Annotated in this window: 18 protein-coding genes; 11 read left to right on the forward strand and 7 right to left on the reverse strand. The window is 51.6% G+C overall.

All coding sequences use genetic code 11. The annotated features are described in order from the left end of the window. Positions 1–326: 326 nt before the first annotated feature. Positions 327–938: a class I SAM-dependent methyltransferase gene (locus MV985_RS01400; RefSeq protein WP_297459009.1), complete on the reverse strand. Its 612-nt coding sequence runs from the start codon at positions 936–938 to the stop codon at positions 327–329. Positions 939–995: 57 nt separating this feature from the next. Here MV985_RS01400 and MV985_RS01405 point away from each other — a divergent pair, with 57 nt between their 5' ends. The 8 genes from MV985_RS01405 (at position 996) to MV985_RS01440 (ending at position 7,739) form a co-directional block, all read left to right on the forward strand. Continuing rightward, positions 996–1,631 carry a hypothetical protein gene (locus MV985_RS01405; RefSeq protein ID WP_297459346.1) on the forward strand — a complete coding sequence of 212 codons (636 nt, stop codon included), beginning with the start codon at positions 996–998 and terminating at the stop codon, positions 1,629–1,631. 212 nt (positions 1,632–1,843) lie between these two features. Next, on the forward strand, positions 1,844–2,212 hold the full coding sequence (locus MV985_RS01410) for a hypothetical protein (protein ID WP_297459018.1): 369 nt from the start codon (positions 1,844–1,846) through the stop codon (positions 2,210–2,212). Between the two features lie 4 nt (positions 2,213–2,216). Beyond that, a complete protein-coding gene (locus MV985_RS01415; protein WP_297459024.1) occupies positions 2,217–3,239 on the forward strand; it encodes a hypothetical protein in 1,023 nt (340 codons plus the stop codon). Next, a complete protein-coding gene (locus tag MV985_RS01420; protein WP_297459032.1) occupies positions 3,224–4,270 on the forward strand; it encodes a hypothetical protein in 1,047 nt (348 codons plus the stop codon). The genes MV985_RS01415 and MV985_RS01420 overlap by 16 nt, the downstream gene beginning before the upstream one ends. Further along, positions 4,267–5,871 (forward strand): PEGA domain-containing protein, encoded by a 1,605-nt coding sequence (locus MV985_RS01425; RefSeq protein WP_297459038.1) that lies wholly within the window; start codon positions 4,267–4,269, stop codon positions 5,869–5,871. The genes MV985_RS01420 and MV985_RS01425 overlap by 4 nt, the downstream gene beginning before the upstream one ends. A 4-nt stretch (positions 5,872–5,875) precedes the next feature. Then, a complete protein-coding gene (locus MV985_RS01430) occupies positions 5,876–6,646 on the forward strand; it encodes an ABC transporter permease (RefSeq protein WP_297459046.1) in 771 nt (256 codons plus the stop codon). Beyond that, the gene (locus MV985_RS01435) at positions 6,643–7,080 is read left to right on the forward strand and encodes a hypothetical protein (RefSeq protein ID WP_297459054.1); all 438 of its coding nucleotides are present in this window, start codon (positions 6,643–6,645) and stop codon (positions 7,078–7,080) included. Before MV985_RS01430 ends, MV985_RS01435 begins: the two co-directional genes overlap by 4 nt. Continuing rightward, positions 7,077–7,739 carry an ABC transporter ATP-binding protein gene (locus MV985_RS01440; RefSeq protein ID WP_297459062.1) on the forward strand — a complete coding sequence of 221 codons (663 nt, stop codon included), beginning with the start codon at positions 7,077–7,079 and terminating at the stop codon, positions 7,737–7,739. The genes MV985_RS01435 and MV985_RS01440 overlap by 4 nt, the downstream gene beginning before the upstream one ends. Here MV985_RS01440 and MV985_RS01445 read toward each other — a convergent pair. From MV985_RS01445 to MV985_RS01465, 5 genes are all read right to left on the reverse strand, one after another. Beyond that, positions 7,736–8,035, reverse strand: coding sequence for a DUF2103 domain-containing protein (locus MV985_RS01445; protein WP_297459070.1), 300 nt, complete (start codon positions 8,033–8,035; stop codon positions 7,736–7,738). The two genes, MV985_RS01440 and MV985_RS01445, sit on opposite strands and share 4 nt — an antisense overlap. A gap of 29 nt (positions 8,036–8,064) precedes the next feature. After that, positions 8,065–9,771, reverse strand: a complete 1,707-nt coding sequence (gene arcS / locus MV985_RS01450; RefSeq protein WP_297459087.1) for an archaeosine synthase subunit alpha — start codon at positions 9,769–9,771, stop codon at positions 8,065–8,067. Between the two features lie 9 nt (positions 9,772–9,780). Next, positions 9,781–10,683: a coiled-coil protein gene (locus tag MV985_RS01455; protein ID WP_297459095.1), complete on the reverse strand. Its 903-nt coding sequence runs from the start codon at positions 10,681–10,683 to the stop codon at positions 9,781–9,783. A 93-nt stretch (positions 10,684–10,776) separates the two neighbouring features. After that, positions 10,777–11,718, reverse strand: a complete 942-nt coding sequence (gene arcC / locus MV985_RS01460) for a carbamate kinase (protein WP_297459114.1) — start codon at positions 11,716–11,718, stop codon at positions 10,777–10,779. Positions 11,719–11,839: 121 nt separating this feature from the next. Continuing rightward, positions 11,840–13,102 (reverse strand): NAD(P)-binding protein, encoded by a 1,263-nt coding sequence (locus MV985_RS01465; protein ID WP_297459118.1) that lies wholly within the window; start codon positions 13,100–13,102, stop codon positions 11,840–11,842. Between the two features lie 231 nt (positions 13,103–13,333). On the opposite strand from MV985_RS01465, the gene MV985_RS01470 reads away from it, so the two are divergent. The 3 genes from MV985_RS01470 to MV985_RS01480 are packed head-to-tail and all read left to right on the forward strand — an operon-like array spanning position 13,334 to position 15,146. After that, positions 13,334–14,110 (forward strand): hypothetical protein, encoded by a 777-nt coding sequence (locus MV985_RS01470; RefSeq protein WP_297459125.1) that lies wholly within the window; start codon positions 13,334–13,336, stop codon positions 14,108–14,110. Positions 14,111–14,115: 5 nt separating this feature from the next. After that, complete coding sequence (locus tag MV985_RS01475; RefSeq protein ID WP_297459134.1) at positions 14,116–14,532, forward strand: hypothetical protein; 417 nt, start codon at positions 14,116–14,118, stop codon at positions 14,530–14,532. Continuing rightward, positions 14,529–15,146, forward strand: coding sequence for a hypothetical protein (locus MV985_RS01480; RefSeq protein ID WP_297459143.1), 618 nt, complete (start codon positions 14,529–14,531; stop codon positions 15,144–15,146). The genes MV985_RS01475 and MV985_RS01480 overlap by 4 nt, the downstream gene beginning before the upstream one ends. A gap of 27 nt (positions 15,147–15,173) precedes the next feature. Here the strand turns inward: MV985_RS01480 and gor are convergent, their stop codons facing one another. After that, the gene (gene gor / locus MV985_RS01485) at positions 15,174–17,132 is read right to left on the reverse strand and encodes a glyceraldehyde-3-phosphate:ferredoxin oxidoreductase (protein ID WP_297459362.1); all 1,959 of its coding nucleotides are present in this window, start codon (positions 17,130–17,132) and stop codon (positions 15,174–15,176) included. Positions 17,133–17,182 lie beyond the last annotated feature (50 nt).

The following is a 17,182-nucleotide window of genomic DNA, read 5'->3' on the forward strand; positions in this document are numbered from 1 at the left end:
TGGCAATTTAAGAAGAACCACGAACTTTTGGTCAAGCTTTTTCCAAAAGCTTGCTCGCCTGCGCGACGTTGGAGCTTTACTCCAGCACACGGGACGACAGTCCCTCTGAGTTTGATCAAGATTCGCACGTCATTCTCGGAGGTTCTCAATTTTAAGGTCGGTTTGTTCTTTCACCTGCTGGTTATGCAGCGTTTTAATGTGGATATAACGCCCTTCGGGCGTTGAGAAGAAGTTGAAATCTGTTTTAGCTTGCTTTTTTCAGATGCGAACCTGCTTTGAGTTTTCGATCTTGAGAGGACAGGCGAACTCCAACACAAGAAGGAGTGTTAAATTTTCTTAGAATTCCTACCCACTATCAGCCGCACCACTCCTCCGTAGTGATCCTCCTCGTGCTCGATCTCAAAGTACCTTTTCACGAGCTTATGGGTCTCCCTCAGCGGGTCGTCGTCGAGGAGCGGCTTGAGAAGGAGCTTCATCGGCCGGAGGAAGAGATAATCCACCAGCTTTGAATCGCTCCTCGTGTGCTCGATGAAGATAACCCTCCCGCCGGGCCTCAGAACGCGAAGGATCTCTTCCATGCCCTTTTCGGGGTTGGGAACCGTGCAGAAGACAAAGGAAGAAACCACGGTGTCAAAGCTCCCATCCGGGAAGGGAAGCCTCTCGACGTCGGCCTCCTTGAAGCATGCATTGAGGCCGAGTTCTTCCGCCTTTCTCCCGGCGATTTCAAGTGCCCCAGGAACGGCATCGATTCCGCAGAGTTCCACATCCCTTGGGTAGTATTTGAGGGTCTTGCCAACCCCCACGCCGACCTCAAGGACTCTCTTCCCCTCGATGAACGAGATGGCCTTTCGCCTCAGCGGGCAGAAGTACCTGTCGAGAGGCCGCTCAAGGGCCTCGTAGTGCCTGGCGATCCTCGCGTACTTCTCGCGGAACGACATATAGAGCGGTGGCAACAGGCTTTTAAAAACCTCACCCAAAGCCCGGCGGTGATGCTCATGCCCTACCTGATAATCGAGCACCTTGAGAAGGTAAGCGAGTGGCTCTGGCTGGAGTACAGCCACGTGGCCGAGTGGTGGAAGGATAAGCTCATCTTCACGAACGTCCGCGGGTACGAGAGGGAGAAACTGGCGAAGCTGGGGAGCGTCATAGGTGAGAGCGTCACGCGCTTCCCCTTCGACAGGTCCAAGCTCATAGTCCTCGACCTCCAGGCGGAGGAGGAGCTTAAACCCGAGGACATCGAGGAGGACACGATGATAGTCGTCGGCGGAATCCTCGGCGACGCTATTCCAAGGGGCAGGACGAAGGAGTTCATAACGTCGAGGATGGAGGGCGTTAAGGTCAGGCACATCGGAAAGCCCCAGTACTCGATAGACGGAGCGAGCATAGTGACAAAGCTCATAGCGGACGGGAGGAAACTGGACGGTATAGATTACGAGGAGAACCCGACGATCAAGCTCGATGAGTTCAGCGAAATAACGCTCCACTACGCGGTGCCGAAGCTGAACGGAAAGCTCCTCCTAACGCCCGGCCTCATAGAACTCCAGAAGAGGGAGCTTGGATACACGAAGGCGGATGAGGAGATAAGCGACGAGGAGCTTGAGGCCTTCTTCGAGGGAAAGGGGGAGCTTTAAGTCGAATCCCAGATTCTTTCGGATTCGCCGGATCTATACGGGAGTGGTCCCCCCATGACGGCACACGATTACCCAGTTAGAGGTTTATTCCCATACGATTGGTATTGACTGTTTTTAAACTTACCTGATCCCGCGTGTTAACTATAACTCCAAAACGTAAGACTTATAAGGATCGATATGTTATTACTAGCGCTTAATTAGGTGGTGCTACTATGGGTTATAAGATATTGTTCGGAGTCCTCCTCCTTGGAGGACTATTGATCAGCCTCGTGAATGCCGCAGGTAGCGTTTCAACCCAAAGCTGCTGGACGCCCTGGGACCACAACAGCGACGTCAGACAGTGGAATCAAAACGAATGGGTCTGGACTGGAATTCACGGGAAAGTCGTTGTGTGCAACGGAAAATTCCAGAGAATCATCACAGACACCGTCTACGGAACAGCCACAGCAAAGGGAATGGAATGGTATCGTCCCGAACACAGGGTTACTTCTTCCTATGCATATTACAAAGTAGTTTACAAAAGGTACTCTGAGACATACCCCAGCACTGCAATAGCAGACATACCCAATTACTGGGGGTGAACTAATGAAAAATCGCCCTCTTCTGTCCCTTTTTATTATTTCTCAGCTTGTTACACTGTCATCTCCCGCGCTGTCTTCCGATTATACGACCCTTAACATGGATGGTGTTTACCTAAAATACGCGCTGTTAGCCCCTAACAATACTCAGGGACATGATGTCAACATATTTGAGGTTTATCTTCCCAGAATGCCAGAACGACCAAGGAGTCTAATTCTAGGACGGCTAAACGGCACAGAACCAGATGAGCTCGTGTCTTTGGTCGTTCGGGGAGACGTATTCCTGACGTTTAGAATTTTGAGCATACAAAATGAAACCGCACTGGTAAACACTACTCTCGAGCTCACCAATGTCTGGATTTACAACAGGTATTACCTGAGGAGAATTGTCCTGTCCACCATCCTCACCCTGGATCTTAAACGCATGCAATACATAGACGACAACGGTTCATTACTTGGCAGGCCAACTTTTCTAGTCTCTCCCGTGGATTTACCTCCTAAGAACAGCCTACTCGTAAACATGAGTGGCGTAAAGAAATTGGGTGCCATAACCAGGGACATTCTGGTGGGCAATGTGTCCTATTCTCCCTTGGAGGATGCAAAGTTACACACCTATTACCGCACTTTTGAGCCACCCTATATCTATATCTCAAGCTCGCAGGTTCCTTTCTACTGGAAACTCAGTGATGGGTATTACTCGACCACAATTTGGAATTATTACGTCTATGACTTCGATACGGGAGTGCTGATAACAGGACTTTTTGATGTGACTCCTGAGCTGCTGGCCCTTGGGGTTATAAACGGTGACAGTTATGACTACCTAGCAGCAAAAAAGATGGACGAACTGCAGAAAAAGGGTATAAGGCACGAACTTTGGAATCCAGGTTTCAATCTCTACGATACTAACATTAAGTTCCCGGAGACTTCGTCAACAGCAACTCCAAGCACAGGGATGAGGTACTTCTTCACGGTTTCCCTCGTCGTCCTGCTTCTCACTGCCATTTCCCCATGGAGGTGGAGAAGAGGATGAAAAAAACAGCGGCTATCCTACTGGTGCTCATCTCAATCTCAGCCACCACGCACCAAGCATACTCCAACCCATACTGGTTCAAAGAAGGAGCCTACATTAAGTACGCCATGACAATGCCCCATAATCCCAAGAAAAACGAGGTAAACATCTTCATGATCTGGCCGAGACTCCTCCCAAAGGACGCTTATAAGGAGGTCAAAGATCTCTATGAAGGTGATTCTGACCTCTTCAAAATCGACAACCGCACCATGATATCACTCTTCGTTACAGGCAATTCGTACCTGACTTTTGAAATCCTCAATGTCACTAACGAAACAGCTTTCGTGAAGGTTACCCTTGAAATGAACAACGTGAGCGTGAGGCCTGGAGTAACACTTCCTCGTCTGGTTCTTTCGAGAGTTCTCCTCTTAAACCTAAGCAATATGGTGTATTACGAAGAAGACGGTACCCCAATCGGACCACCCACGTTCTTCATAGACCCTGCCAACCCGCCGAAAAAGGGTGATTATCTCCTCACCCCAGCATTTATGAAAAAGTATGATCTCCGGGGAGATGATATTGTTGTAACGAACGTCTCCTTCACCTGGATGGAAGACAAAATCCTCCACACCCATTACAGGGATTTCATTCCCCCTTACCTGCTTGTCGAGAGCGAGGGCGCATACGTTATTGATGATCTAACAAGGGGTGATGGTCATACTATAACAACCGGGCTGATTTACGAACCGGACACGGGTGTTCTTATAACAACACTTCTCTCGGACATGACGGCAGAACTGACAAGTTTGGGGGTTATAGGGGCGATCGCCCTTGACCGGGTGAACTCGCGGAAGCTATACAAGCTCATCGATGAGGGGAAGGCAGATAAGGAGTGGTACGCTCAGGGGTTCAACCTTTACGACACGAATATCGAGTTTCCGGATTACGGATCCACACAATCACCATCAACACCAATAAAGTACTTCTTTGTTTTGTCACTGCTCGTCCTTATGATTATCTTTATCCGGAATGAACCGAGGTGGAGACGATGAGATGGAATGCGCTCCTATTTGCGTTTTTGGTGGCGGGCCTGCTCATTCCCCCGGAGTATTCATCCGGAGAAGCCATGGGAGAGCCTGGCTACCTGTTCGTTGAGGCGCCCAGCGGCCTGGTGGCTGATATAGTAGGGGTTGGCTCTTACGCTACTCCTGTAGGCCTGGCGCTCCCTCCTGGAAACTACACCGTCAGGATAACCGGAAACGTCACGGTAATTGTCCAGGTTTCCGTGGTAGCTGAAACCTCCACCATCGTCCGGGTGGATCCCAACGCGGTCAGAGATGCCGTTTCGGGCGATGGGATCGTGTCCATAAAGGCCATCTTTAACGAGAGTGCCAACTACAGCCAAGAAAAGTTGCACCCTCCCTTTGATCCCTTTGCAGTTCCATCTGGAGGATGCGGAGGTGCCTCGGTGTACATCAACATATCAAAACCCTACCCCATGGATGTTGAGATACTGGGAAGGAACAGGGTGTACATAACACTCAACGGAACTTTCATGCACATTGGAGACGATAGCGATGGGAACCCGTGTATGTTTTACGTGGGGATATTCCCCGGGGGTGGAAGTAGACTGGAGAGCATCAGGAACGTCACCTACACCGTCCCGTGGGCGCGGCTGGAGATAAACTCAACTCCTGATGACCTCACGATATACCTCAACGGCGGTCACAACCGCTACATCTTCTACACTCCAATGGACTTCTACGTCCCCGCGATTCCCCACGACGTCTACAACGTCACCGCCGTCGGTTACTACGGAACGATACGGATCCCGGTCATCCATAGGCTCGACACCCATACTGTGGGCATAGCCGATGGCCACTACCTCGTCGAAAGCGTCGTGAAAGTTGCCCCCAACGAAACCTATCACGTTAACGTGAACATGGAGAAAATCAAGTCAGCGCTGACGGTGGAGAGGAAAGCAGTGGAAACCGTTCCCCTGGAGGTTAGGTCGGAGCCCTCAAACGCATCCGTTGTAGTTACAGATGGAGTTCTAAGGGCCTTCGCCAATACTCCCGCTACATTCCTCCTGCCACGGGGAAACTACACCATCATAGCGTTCAAAAACAACCTCTCGGCACAGAAATCGGTGGTCCTTGGGGGGGAAGGTGCGAAAGTGTTCCTTCGCCTGATTCCAGCGAACGCGACCCTCAGTCTCGCGGTACAGCCCGAGAACGCGACTGTGCTCCTGAACGGGGAGGAGGTTGAGGTTGGAAACCTCACCCTGAGTCCGGGGCGCTACAACCTCACGGTAAAGGCTCCCGGCTACATCACAAAGAGCCTGGAGGTAATCCTGGCCCCAAACGAATTCAAGAGTATCGAGGTGAGCCTGGAGAGAAAGTCAGTCGTGGAGGACAAAGGGATAGCCATCTCCCCGTCTCAAAGCAAAACGGACGACATCAAACTGGAAGAGACTCCTGGAAACGAACAAAAGGGCGTTTTCAATGACACGCAGACCTTCACCACATCTCCAACAGAGAATATTCCTAATTCACCTTCCCCGAAAGAGGACAGTAGACCATTCGTAATTAAGATATCCCTCCTCATGGTGACCATTGGTGCAATTTACATTGCCCTGAGAACGAGGAGGTGAAGAAATGAAAATCCAGATGAAATGGGAGCTTGAGGATCCATACAACCTCATCGTCTTTATGTTCGGCTTCATTATGCTCGGAATTACTTTCTTTTCCGGCTTGACCAGAAACGACGTGGTCTTCATGGTAAGCGGGCCCGATGAGATCATAGTATCTGAATCCGCCAAGACTCTGGGTCTAACACTTCCAAGGCTGGGAACCGAGGAGTACACAATATTCGCCCTAACGGGGGCCCTGCTGGTTTCATTGATGATGAGATACGACAGGGACACGAGGGTCGCCAAGAGTGTCTACAGCCTGCCCGTCAGGAACTATTCAGTGGTGCTTTCAAAGGCCCTGTCGGCTATGGTGCTGCTCTTTCTCGCCTCACTCCTACCAGCGTTCCTGGCTTTCGTCTATATCCACGGGGACATTCCAGATCTCATCGGAAGGGCCCTTTTCGGGGAAGGATTCCTTGCGGGTTATCTCATCTACTGGGCGATGATGGTGCTCTACGTAGTGTCGGTATCGGCCCTTGTGGCGATGCTCTCTCCCAACACTTTCGCCTCCCTCCTGGGGAGCATCACGCTCCTCTACGCTCCCCTCGTGCTCAAACTGAGGAGCCTTCCTCCCGCGGTAATTAACGAAGCGTTCTTCAAGGCCTATACCACCCAGTTTTACCCCGCTGACAGGGTAGTGACGTTTCTTGATGGCTCTTTCTACACGGGGCTTCTCCTCCCGGTGGTGATGCTGGGGGTGGCCCTTATACTCAGCGAGTGGAGGGATGTATCATGAGGCTCCTGAAGGCGATACTGCTGTCAACAATACTCATAACCATCCTGGTGTTTCCCATAGAAAAGAACGCGCTAACCCAGCCTATTTCAGGGGTAGTGCTGGTGGGGCGGGGAATGATAGTGCCCTCATCCGGAGTGGCACTGTTGAGTTCAAACGCCGAGGATGGAACTGAATACACCGTCAGGGTCTTCGACCCGGAGATAGGAGAGGCCATTCTTGAAAGAAACGCAACCGGCAGTTTCCGGGGCAGGGTTATGCTGAAGCATTCGGGGCCGTATTACTTCTCGATCCGGACCATGACCCCTGTAACAATGGCCGTTAGGATCATCAACCGGTACCCATCGGTAACAGTTCTCAACATCAGATACGGCCTGGGAGGGGTAAGCGCCCTCCTTCTGGCGGCCATCCTGCTGATGGAGGGAAGGAAGAAATGATAACCGCGAGAGATCTCACCAAGCGGTTCGGAAGATTGGTGGCCCTGGACTCTGTGAACCTGGAAATTGATAAAGGAGTAACGCTGATACTCGGTCCCAACGGCGGCGGCAAAAGCACCTTCCTAAACCTCTGTGCCGGCCTGTACAGGCCAAGCAAAGGAGAAATCAAAGTTCTGGGAGAGAACCCGTGGAGCAACGACCGCCTGCGGAGGAGAATAGGCGTGTCTTTTGACCCTCCCGCGCTTCCCCGACACCGGAGCGGAAAGGAATGGCTCAGCTACCTGGCAGAATTTAAGGGGCTCAGTAATAATGAGGTCAACGAGGCCGCGAAACTCTTCTCCGTCAGCGGCTATCTGGATAGAAAGATAGGAGAATACTCCGCTGGAATGCTCAAAAGGATCAGCCTGACCCAGGCGTTTCTCGGAAAGCCGGAGCTGGTTCTTCTCGATGAGCCTCTGGCAAACCTTGACCTGAAGGGTATCAGAGAGGTGGCCGGAACCCTTCGGGAACTGGCCGAGAAGGGCACCAATATGGTGGTGATCTCCCACATATGGCGTCCGCTTGTTGAATTTGCGGACAGGGTGGTGGTCATTGCAGCGGGGAAGGTGGTACTGGAGGGGACTCCCAACGAGGTAATCCCCAGTATCGAAGAGATTTAACTCCTCTTCCACTCCCTCGCCATTTTCTCAATTTCTCCCCGCACCCTTTCCCTATCAGCCTTATCAACGACGAGAAAAACCTCCTGAACGGAACCATCGCTCTTTGCTATGAGCTTTAGGCCGGTCTTCGTCTCGCGGGAGACCCGTATCTCGAAGCCCCTTGAATCGCTGGCGTAAATCCTGCCAGGGATTACCTTCTTAACCCCGGAAATCCGGGCCATCTCCTCAAGAGGTTTCTCGAGTCCCTTGAGAAAGCGATGCTCCCGCTTCACCCCTTTCTTGAAATGCCTCGGCATGAAGAAAAGTTGGAGGGAAAGTTTAAAAGTTAAGCCCTCTTCCTCACCTTAACGGCGACGCCCTTCTTAGAGCGAACCATCTCCTCTCCAGACAGAACGGCCTTTCCAACGCCGACAACCTTCTCGTCCCTCACGACGCCGACTATGTCGTCGGGCCTTATTTTCTCGTCGGCCTCGTTGATTCCGACGGCAAAGACGTCACCGCGAAGGTCGAAATCAATCCTCACCCAGTAGGCTTTGAGAGTGTCATAGATGCGCTGCATGCCGAAGGGAGTGACGCTTATGACCCCCTCCCTGAAGGTTCCTGTCTGCTGGTTTTCGGCAAAGATGCGGAGCATCTTAGAACCTTTGACGTGGCCGTTGTCGGGAAGAACGGCCTCTCCTGCTCCTGCACCGAAGTAGAAGTCGAAGACCTTCCTTATGTTCTCGAAATAGCGGTAGATTCTGTCTTCTTTTGTTCCCTCAAGCTGGAACTCCTTAAGCGTCTCCTTGAGCGATTCGAGGCTCTCCCTGCTCGTTGTGCCTTTCTCAACGCGGGTGAAGATTATTTCCCTTCCGGTCATCTCGGAGGCGAGCTTCGCGATTTCAACGTAGGCCTCGTCGAGGTGGGCTATGATCGGAACGTCCTTCGGGTACTTCTCAAGGGTTTTTGCCAAAAGCTCGGCAGCCGGCTTTATCTCCTCCTCGCTCCAGTGACCGGTGACGACTATGTCGTATTTAGCCAACCACTCCCACTCCCTTGGAACGACGCCGAAGGGGGAAGTTAGTATAAGCTCGTGGACTCTGCTTATTCCTGAACCGAGGGCCTCTTTTACCGCCCTCCGATAGAGGGTGTGGGAGCGGGAGAAGGAGTAGGGCTTTTTGGCTGAACAGGGAAAGAGAAGCACTAACTCGGTGTTCTTCGGTGGAGTAAAGCGCTCGATAACGCGCTCGTGCCAGCGTTTAACCTCTGGCCGTCTAATCGAGGCGTTGCTTATGAAGTAGACCGTCTCCTTTTGTATGGGCGTGTATTTTTCCAGGTAATCGGAATGCTCAATGTCAGCTATGCGGAGTATTCCGGCGTGATATTGGGTGTAAAAGAAGTTCTCCACCAGATAGCGGAGCTTTCCTTCCTCCAAGGCCTTCCTAACGAGCAAAATCGTCTCCCTTGCGAAGTCCAGCGAGTTCGGCTCTTTACTCCAGAGGAAGGGGCTGTACTGGGTGAAGCCCTTCCCCTCGAAGTCGTAGAGCTTCAGCGAGCGCGTTTCAAAGGCATCAATGCCGAGGTAAACGGCGAGTGGATAGAAGAAGGGCTCCAAATCGGCTATTATCATGACGTTGGGGAATCTCTCGCGAATCTCGCGGAGGATTTTAACGAAATAGCGGTACTCCTTGACGAGGATTTTGGAGTTACCGAGGTAAACTGCCTCGAAGTTGTATCTTTCGATTATCTTAAAGAACTCCCCCAGGTATTCGGTTCTCCTTAAAGCCGGCAGGTAGAAGGCGTTAAAGCCCCCGTAATCTACACTCCGAAGTCTTTCAAGGGCCTTCTCCACCACTTCAGCCGGCGTGTAAAAGCCGAGCGGGATGGATGGGGCTAAATTGAAGTCGTAGTCACCCGGTTTCTCAGGGTGAAAGAAGGAGTTGAAAGGCGAGAGCGTGAAATCAACCCCTGCTAAAGCGGGCGTTCTGAAGGAGTACCCTTCAAGCCTGACTAGGCCCAGCCTTCCCGGGCCCTCGTGTCTTATAATCTCCATCATCAGACCTCAAACGAGGTTGTACCTCTGGAGGAGCAGCAGCTCGTCGAGGGTGAGCTTTTCGCCCCTCTTGAACTTTTCGAGAGCCTCGACGGCCTTCTCGAAGCTCGTGTCCTGTTTGGCGCGCATCCTGGCAACGAGCCTGTAGGCGATGAGTTCCTTGTGCTTCTCGTCATATTCCCGTATCTTCCTCTCGATTGCGCGGAGCTCCTTCCGGACTTCCCTGACCCTGTCGCGGAGCTCGACGACCTTCTGGTGGTACTCATCGGCCTCTTTCTTGACCTCATCTGCCCTGTTGAAGGCCTGTATCATCTGCTCGTGGAACTGCTGGCTCTGGTTTGCCAGCTTCTGTATTTCAAGGCTTATGGCCCGTCTGGCCTTCTTAAGCTGATCAACCTTCTTCCTGGCCTCTACCAGCTTCTTGTGGAAGCGCTCGGCCTGCTGGATTATCTCGAGCTCTGTCGCGAGAACCTGTATCTGATCAACGATCTGCTTCTCCCTGTCGGGGGTGATATTCGGGTTTGTCTGAAGCTCCCACTCGAGCTTCTCTATCTTCTCCTGGATCTTTTCCGGGGGCATCTTGATCCTTCTGAGCTGGTTGTACTCGTCTCTCTTCGTTCTGTACTCGAGTATCTCCTGGTAGAGAAGGTCGAGTTTGGCGTTTATCTCCTCGCGGTTCTTCTTCAGCTCCTGGATCTGCTTGTTGATTTCATCCCGCCTGGCTTTATACTCGCGCCCCTTCTGGCGGAGCTGCTGAACTTCTTTGTTCTTCTCGTCCCTCTTCTGAATCCAGGCCTGGAGCTCCTTCTCAAGCTCATCGAGTTTGGCCCTTATCTCTTTCCTCTCCTTTTCAAGGGCCTCCATCTCCCTCTTGATCCTCTTAATTTCCTCTGGGTCAACTTTCGTCTGCATCGCTCTTACCCCTCTCCCTTTTTAGAACAGTCTTTCTGCCCAAACATTCTGAACCCAGAAAGGGAAGAGCAAATAAAAACTTTTTGGCCCCCGTCAGCGGGTGACCTGGGTGCCGGTTTTTCCCTCGAGGGCCTCTACCGCCCTGTCAAGCGACGCAATAACAGCTCTCTCGCCGCCCCACTCGACGAAGCGCATTGCAGCTAAAACCTTCGGCCCCATGCTGCCCCTCTTGAAATGGCCCTCCTCGTAATAGCGCCTCAGCTCGTCCACTGTGACCCTTTCGAGCCAGCGCTCGTTTTCCTTTCCATAGTTAATCGCCGCGCCGTTTACATCGGTCAGAATCATGAAGATGTCAGCATTCACCTCTTCCGCCAGTTTTTCTCCAGCTAAGTCCTTGTCTATGACTGCCTCAACTCCTTTGAGCTGGCCGTTCTCCTCCACAACCGGAACGCCGCCGCCACCGCTCGCTATAACGATGAAGCCCTTCTCAACGAGATCCTGAATGACCGGTGCCTCAACGTGCCCCCTCGGGTCAGGACTTGGCACTACCCTTCTCCAGCCCCTTCCGGCGTCCTCAATAACCGTCCAGCCCTTCTCCTCCGCGAGCTTTTTGGCAGTTTCTTCGTCGTAGAAGGGGCCAACGGGCTTGCTGGGGTTCTGAAATGCCGGGTCGTTTTTATCAACTATCGTCTGGGTGACTATCGTAGCGACGGGCTTATCTATTTCCCTCGCGCGAAGTTCATTCATCAAAGCCTGCTGAATCATGTAGCCTATCTGCCCCTGGGTCATCGCCCCGGCAACGTCCATCGGCTGGGCGGGAATGCCATAGACCTGCTGACCCGCGTCCATCTGGAGGAGCAAAGCCCCCACCTGGGGACCGTTGCCGTGGGTTATGACAACCTCATAACCTTTTTCGATTATATCGGCTATCTGCCTGGCCGTTTTTCGGACGTTCTCCATCTGCTCCTCGTAGGTTCCCTTTTGACCGCGCTGGAGGATTGCGTTACCGCCAAGGGCTATAACGACCCTCTTCATATCCTCACCCCGGGAAAGGTGGATCAGAAACTGGAAATAAAAATGTTCGTTAGGTATAGGGGATGTCTATCTGAAAAAGGTTCGGTGGTTCCAAGGGTGACTCGACAAAAGTAAAGAAGAACTAGGGGTACCATCCCGAGAAACTGCCAAGGCCGAGTCTTTCAAGGGTCTTCATGACGCCCAGGGCAATGCCCTCGACCTCTATTCCACCGGGAGGCCTGTAGGCGTCACCGACGATGTGAACATCCGGGATTGGGAAGTCCTCCACAGTCTGCCCGCTGGCGACCCTGTTGACCGGGTTTCCGTCGAGGTATGTCTGGATGAGAAGAATCTCCCCTTCCCCGTCAAGGTTCGGGAAGATTTTGTAGATATCCTCAATCCCCTTCTTCCGTTCGGCCTTAACGTTCCTTGACTGAAGGGCGTGGTGGAGCATGAGGAGGGTGTATCCTTCTGGAGCCAGCTCGGGAGAAACGCTGGAGGGCTCGTTGTAGCCGTTTATCCTCTCGGTGTCGAGGGTGAAGACTACGGTGTTGCCTATCCTGGGTTTACCCTTTAATGCCACGTTGTACTTTATACCCTCGCTCGGCCTTAGCGAGTCAACTTTCTTCAGGTATTCGCGGTCGAAGTTCCTCCTTCCAATTAGCTCGACGGTCTCTTTTATTCCAACGTTGGAAATCAGGACATCGAAGGAGAACTCCTCGCCGTCGGCAGTTATAACTTTCTTGGAATCAACATCAATTTCGACGGCTTTTTTCCGGGTTAGTATTTTACCCCCGCTCCGCTCGACGATTCGGGCGAGTTCACCAGTGATTGCACTGCAACCGCCCTTAACGAGGCCCGGCCCTCCCCACTTCAGAGCGGCCTTGATTTCTCTCGCCAGTTCCCCTGCAGGAACGTCCAAGACACTGTCGGCCCAGCCGAGGAAGCTTTTTATGAAGAGGTCAACGAACTCATTGTCACCGATTTTCTCCTTCAGCCACTCGCGCCCGCTCATCTCGGCCTCTTCACCCTCCGGGAGTTTCCCGCGCTTCACATCTAGGAGGAGCTTTGTCGCCCTCGCCTTTTCGGTAAAGCTCAGGTACTTCCAGCCTTCCCTGTAGTGGAGGGTTTTGCCATCGTAGAATATCATGCCCTTCGGGTTTGAGTTCATTATCCGAACGTTTGCACCGAGGAGTTTGAGAAGGTAAGCAAGAGGCCCGTCCTCACCGTGGGGGAGCATGTGGAAGGCCCCCGTCGAGAGATCGAAGCCTTTGTAGTTTAGATTCGTGAAGCGGCCACCAACGTAGGGAGCCTTTTCGAAGACGATAACTTCATAGTCGTTCTTAGTAAGGAAGGAGGAGGTCAAAAGCCCGCCTATTCCAGAACCTATGACGACTGCCTTCATCGTACCACCTGAAGGGATGATATGGAGGGGAATTATAAGGGTTTGGCCGTTGCATGACCATGCAACTCTTTTACTCGGGTTTCTTTTGATTCATTCTAAGAGGAAAATTTGGGTTAGAATAAATTTATACTCGAAAAAAAAAGGAAGAATTTTTACTTAAAGTAAAAGGAAAAGAGTATAAAGACAAATTTATAATTGGCATTGCAGACAACGTCACGGAGGTGAAACCCCATGAAGTGGAAGGGCTTGATGGCGATCCTAATGGGATTGGCCATCGTTTTATCAATGCCTGTTTCAGCATCTCAGGAGATAGTCAGTAGCGACTATTCTTATGGGAGCAATGGGATAATGAAGCTGGCCGGTGCCCTCTACAAGGATACCGGTGAGCTTGATCCAAGCCATGATTACTATGCAGTCAAGATTACCACAGAGGACATAAAATACAGAAACGATGGATGGGTAGGTCCGATGTACATCTATGTTGACGTTGCTGTTCTTCCAAAAAGCGCTGCAGAGGTTCCCGCAAACCATGTTCCCAAGAGCGGAACGAAGTTTTCCCAGCATTCTGTATCGTTTAGCTACGAAGGCATTGGATTCAACGTCCTTATACCCAGAGCCTTCGTATCGTACTGGGAAAAGAATGATTGGGCCCATCATTTCGTCTGGGAAGTCAGTGGAACTAAACCTTCCTTTGTAGGCTGGTGGTTTGTTTTCGATGACTACGCAGAGTTCGCCGTTGGGTTCAGAGTGCCCCAGAATTCCAATGTATACACTGCAACATACGCATATGGGGACTGGTACAAGTTCTATGGGGTAGTATTTAAGAAGATTGGCTCGGATAGTGCAGTAATAGGAATGAGTTACTCTCCAGTGGGATATCCTACATATTCCGAAGTTAACAGCCTTAAGTATCAGCTTCTAATCCACGACAGGAACATAAGCGGCCTTCCTGAAAGAATGAAGGCAAGTCCAGAAACTCAGAAATTGGCTGGACTTCACGAGAGGTGATTCTGGTGTTCTTTTATTTGCTTTTTGCCTTTTTGGTCGGCATTACAAATGGGATAGTCCTGCTAATCCTCGGTTTAACCGGAACATTGGTTTCGCTCTTAAAGCCCCCCACGCTTAGAAAAAAGATTGTATCCCTTGTTTTTGTTCTATCCCTGCTGTCCCTAAGGATGGTCTATGTTTCCGATGATATAACGTTGCCCCATCTTCTACTCGCTTTTATGGCGCCCATTGTTTATGTAATAGTTGGAGTTGAAAGTGTAGAAACCACGAGGACGTTTACAGTTGGACTTTTTGTCTTTACCGTAGTTTCCACTATCAGTTCGGGGTCATATATTCCCACACTGCTAATATCGGCGCCCCCACTCCTTGGACTCCTTATCCTTTATGGGGCTGAAACAATGACTGGAGGGAGTAGGGAATGATCAGGAAAAAACTGATTGGATTGTTTTTGTTGGGAGTGATGATGGTATCGGGTTATGGGATTTGCGGAGATAACACCAGTGTTACCCTATTGGCCACGGTAAACGAGAACTGGACACAGTTCAATTTAACTCCCGGGGACGTTATGATAATACAGGTTTTAAACGTCAGCACAGCCAACGTAACGTTCATCAGAGGGCCGGGAATCCTTGTGTCTCCGATCGGAGGAAAGTATCCAGCTCTAGCTCCTATAGTGACACTCTACTTTGACCTCAACGGTAGCGTTTATGCGTTCTTCCCCTCAAAAACCCTCAGCCTGGGTGACTGGAAAAAGGGAGGGAACATTACCCTCATATTAACCGGGAGGAAAATCACGCTAAAAAACGGGGACATCCTTCAATCGTTCGAAGCACCAACCGAAATTGAACCCGTTCACTACATAACAGTCAGGACAACCTCACGGATGATGAACGCCACCCTTAAAATTGAAAAATTCAGTCTTTTTGACAAAAAGCCCCAAACAACCGGTAATACACTCACTTCAATGAGCTTTCTTTACTTCCTCTTGACAATCGGTGTGGGAATCCTAGCCCTCATTATCTACAGGAAAAAGTAAAGAATTCTCAGCGCCCTTTTTATTGATTCACAGCCTCCACTCCACCCCAAGCTCCTCGCTGTAAGCATCAAGAACCCTTTCCAGGTACTCCTTTGCTGTGCCGACCTTATCAATCTTAAAGCGCTCGGCCCAGCGCTCGTTTCCGAACTCCTCGCTCCCCTTTGCGATCAGATCGATAACCCTCATGGAGTCCCAAAACACCGGGGTATAGCCAGCCTTTTTGGCGTACGATATAAGCCTCTTCATCTGTTCCCTGGCGTGCTCCTCCATGTCTATATTTTCGCCGTAGGCGTCCATAAAGAGGGCCTTGAGGACGGGCTTCATCCAGCCGCGGTGGAAGCGGCACCAACCGACGTTGTCGTACCAGAACTCCCAGAGGGCACTCGCTATTATCTTCTGTGCCAGTTCCTCCGGCTCGAGGAAGACGCCGAACTGATAGAAGGTCCAGTAGCGACCCTGCACCGGCAGGGGGATGTAGTTTCCGATGGCCCAGTACATGGTTGGTGTAATCTCTCCATCCTCGCCGAGCGGTGTAAATACGGCGTAGTCCTTAAAGCTCTCTCCATAGCCCAGCCTATCCTTAAAGCGCTCGTCGAATATTACGCTTGCCTTCCTCTTGCCGAGGCCGAGTATTCTGGCAACCTCGTTCTCGGCGAACGCTATTCTGTGGGCTAATTCAGCAACCAGTTTAGCGTTCTTCTCGCTCGTCTCGTCTGGTCTGTCGAGGAGCGCCTTGGTGGTGAACTCCGGTTTGTCGCTCAACCCAACCTCCTCGGGCTTTAAAACATCCCTGTGAATGAGTTCGAGAACCCACGCCGCTGTGCCACCGAACTCTATCGCATCGAAACCCATGGAATCAACGGCGTGAACGCTTATGTCACTCGCCCGGAGGTATATGCTGCCACTCAAAGGTCCGTTGGCCTCGTAGGGCTCGTATTCAACGTGGCGACCGTTGCGGTATTTCTTGCATACCACCGGGCAGGGCTCACCGCAGGTCGTCCAGTTCCTTGGCTTTATGGCCTCCTCGTTGAAGGGCTCCCAGTAGTACTTCATTATGGCCTCGTGGATCTTTATTCGGTCTTCCTTTGGGATATAGGGCATCTGCCAGTTGAGGATTGGGACGAAGTCGCCCTCGGCTGGATAATTGCCGCCAAAGGTTCCGCCGGTGTTGAGCTTTGGATTAAAGCGGTATTTCGTCGTTTTCTCGGCTATTATCTCGTTGTAGGGCTTCTTGTGGACGCCCTCAACGATTTCCTTGGCGGTTTTGAAGTTCGAGATGTCCTCCCCGGGAAAGTTCCTTTTCCTCGGCTTTCCACCGAAGATTATCCCGATGACGTTGTGGGCCCTGAGCAAAACGCTTCCAGAACCTCCGCGGGCGGCCCAGTCCTCGCTACCAACGAGTCTCTTCCCCTTCCTGAGGGCCTGGGAGAATATCGCCCCGTAGTTGCTGTTGAGGGAAGCCGGACCGACGACCGCTATGCGGTACTCGAAGTCAAAGCGCTCGCCGAAAGTGTCAATAAGGTACTGGGTGAGGGCATAAACACCCTCTTCACCTTTGTATCCGCGCCATATCTCGATTATCTTTTCGAGCTCAATCTCGTGGAGCTCAACCCTAACGTTGTTCCCATCGTTGAAAAGAACAACCACAACGGGCTTTTCAGCCCTGCCCTCAAAGGTTACAAAGTCAACGCCAACGTTCTTGAAAACGTAGGCAGCTCCGCCCATCGCCGACGGAAATAGCGTTCCGTAGAGGGGTGAACGGAAGAAGAACATCAACCGATGAGCTCCTGGAAGTACGGAACCGGCGAAGGGCCCCATTCCCATAACGACCACGTTTCTGGGATCGTAGGGATCAATCGAATGTGTGCCAAGGTCCTCATGGAGCTCTATGCCGTAATCAATGATGCCGTGAATGCGGGGATCGTCAACATCTTCACTCCCAACCTGATTTTCGCCAAGGTTGATCCTGAGAACCGTGAATCTCACCGCCACCACCCCTTTGTATCACTCCAGGTGTTGGTTAAAATCCGGGGCAT

Source organism: Thermococcus sp., from assembly GCF_027012695.1.
In the GTDB taxonomy this organism is placed as follows: domain Archaea; phylum Methanobacteriota_B; class Thermococci; order Thermococcales; family Thermococcaceae; genus Thermococcus.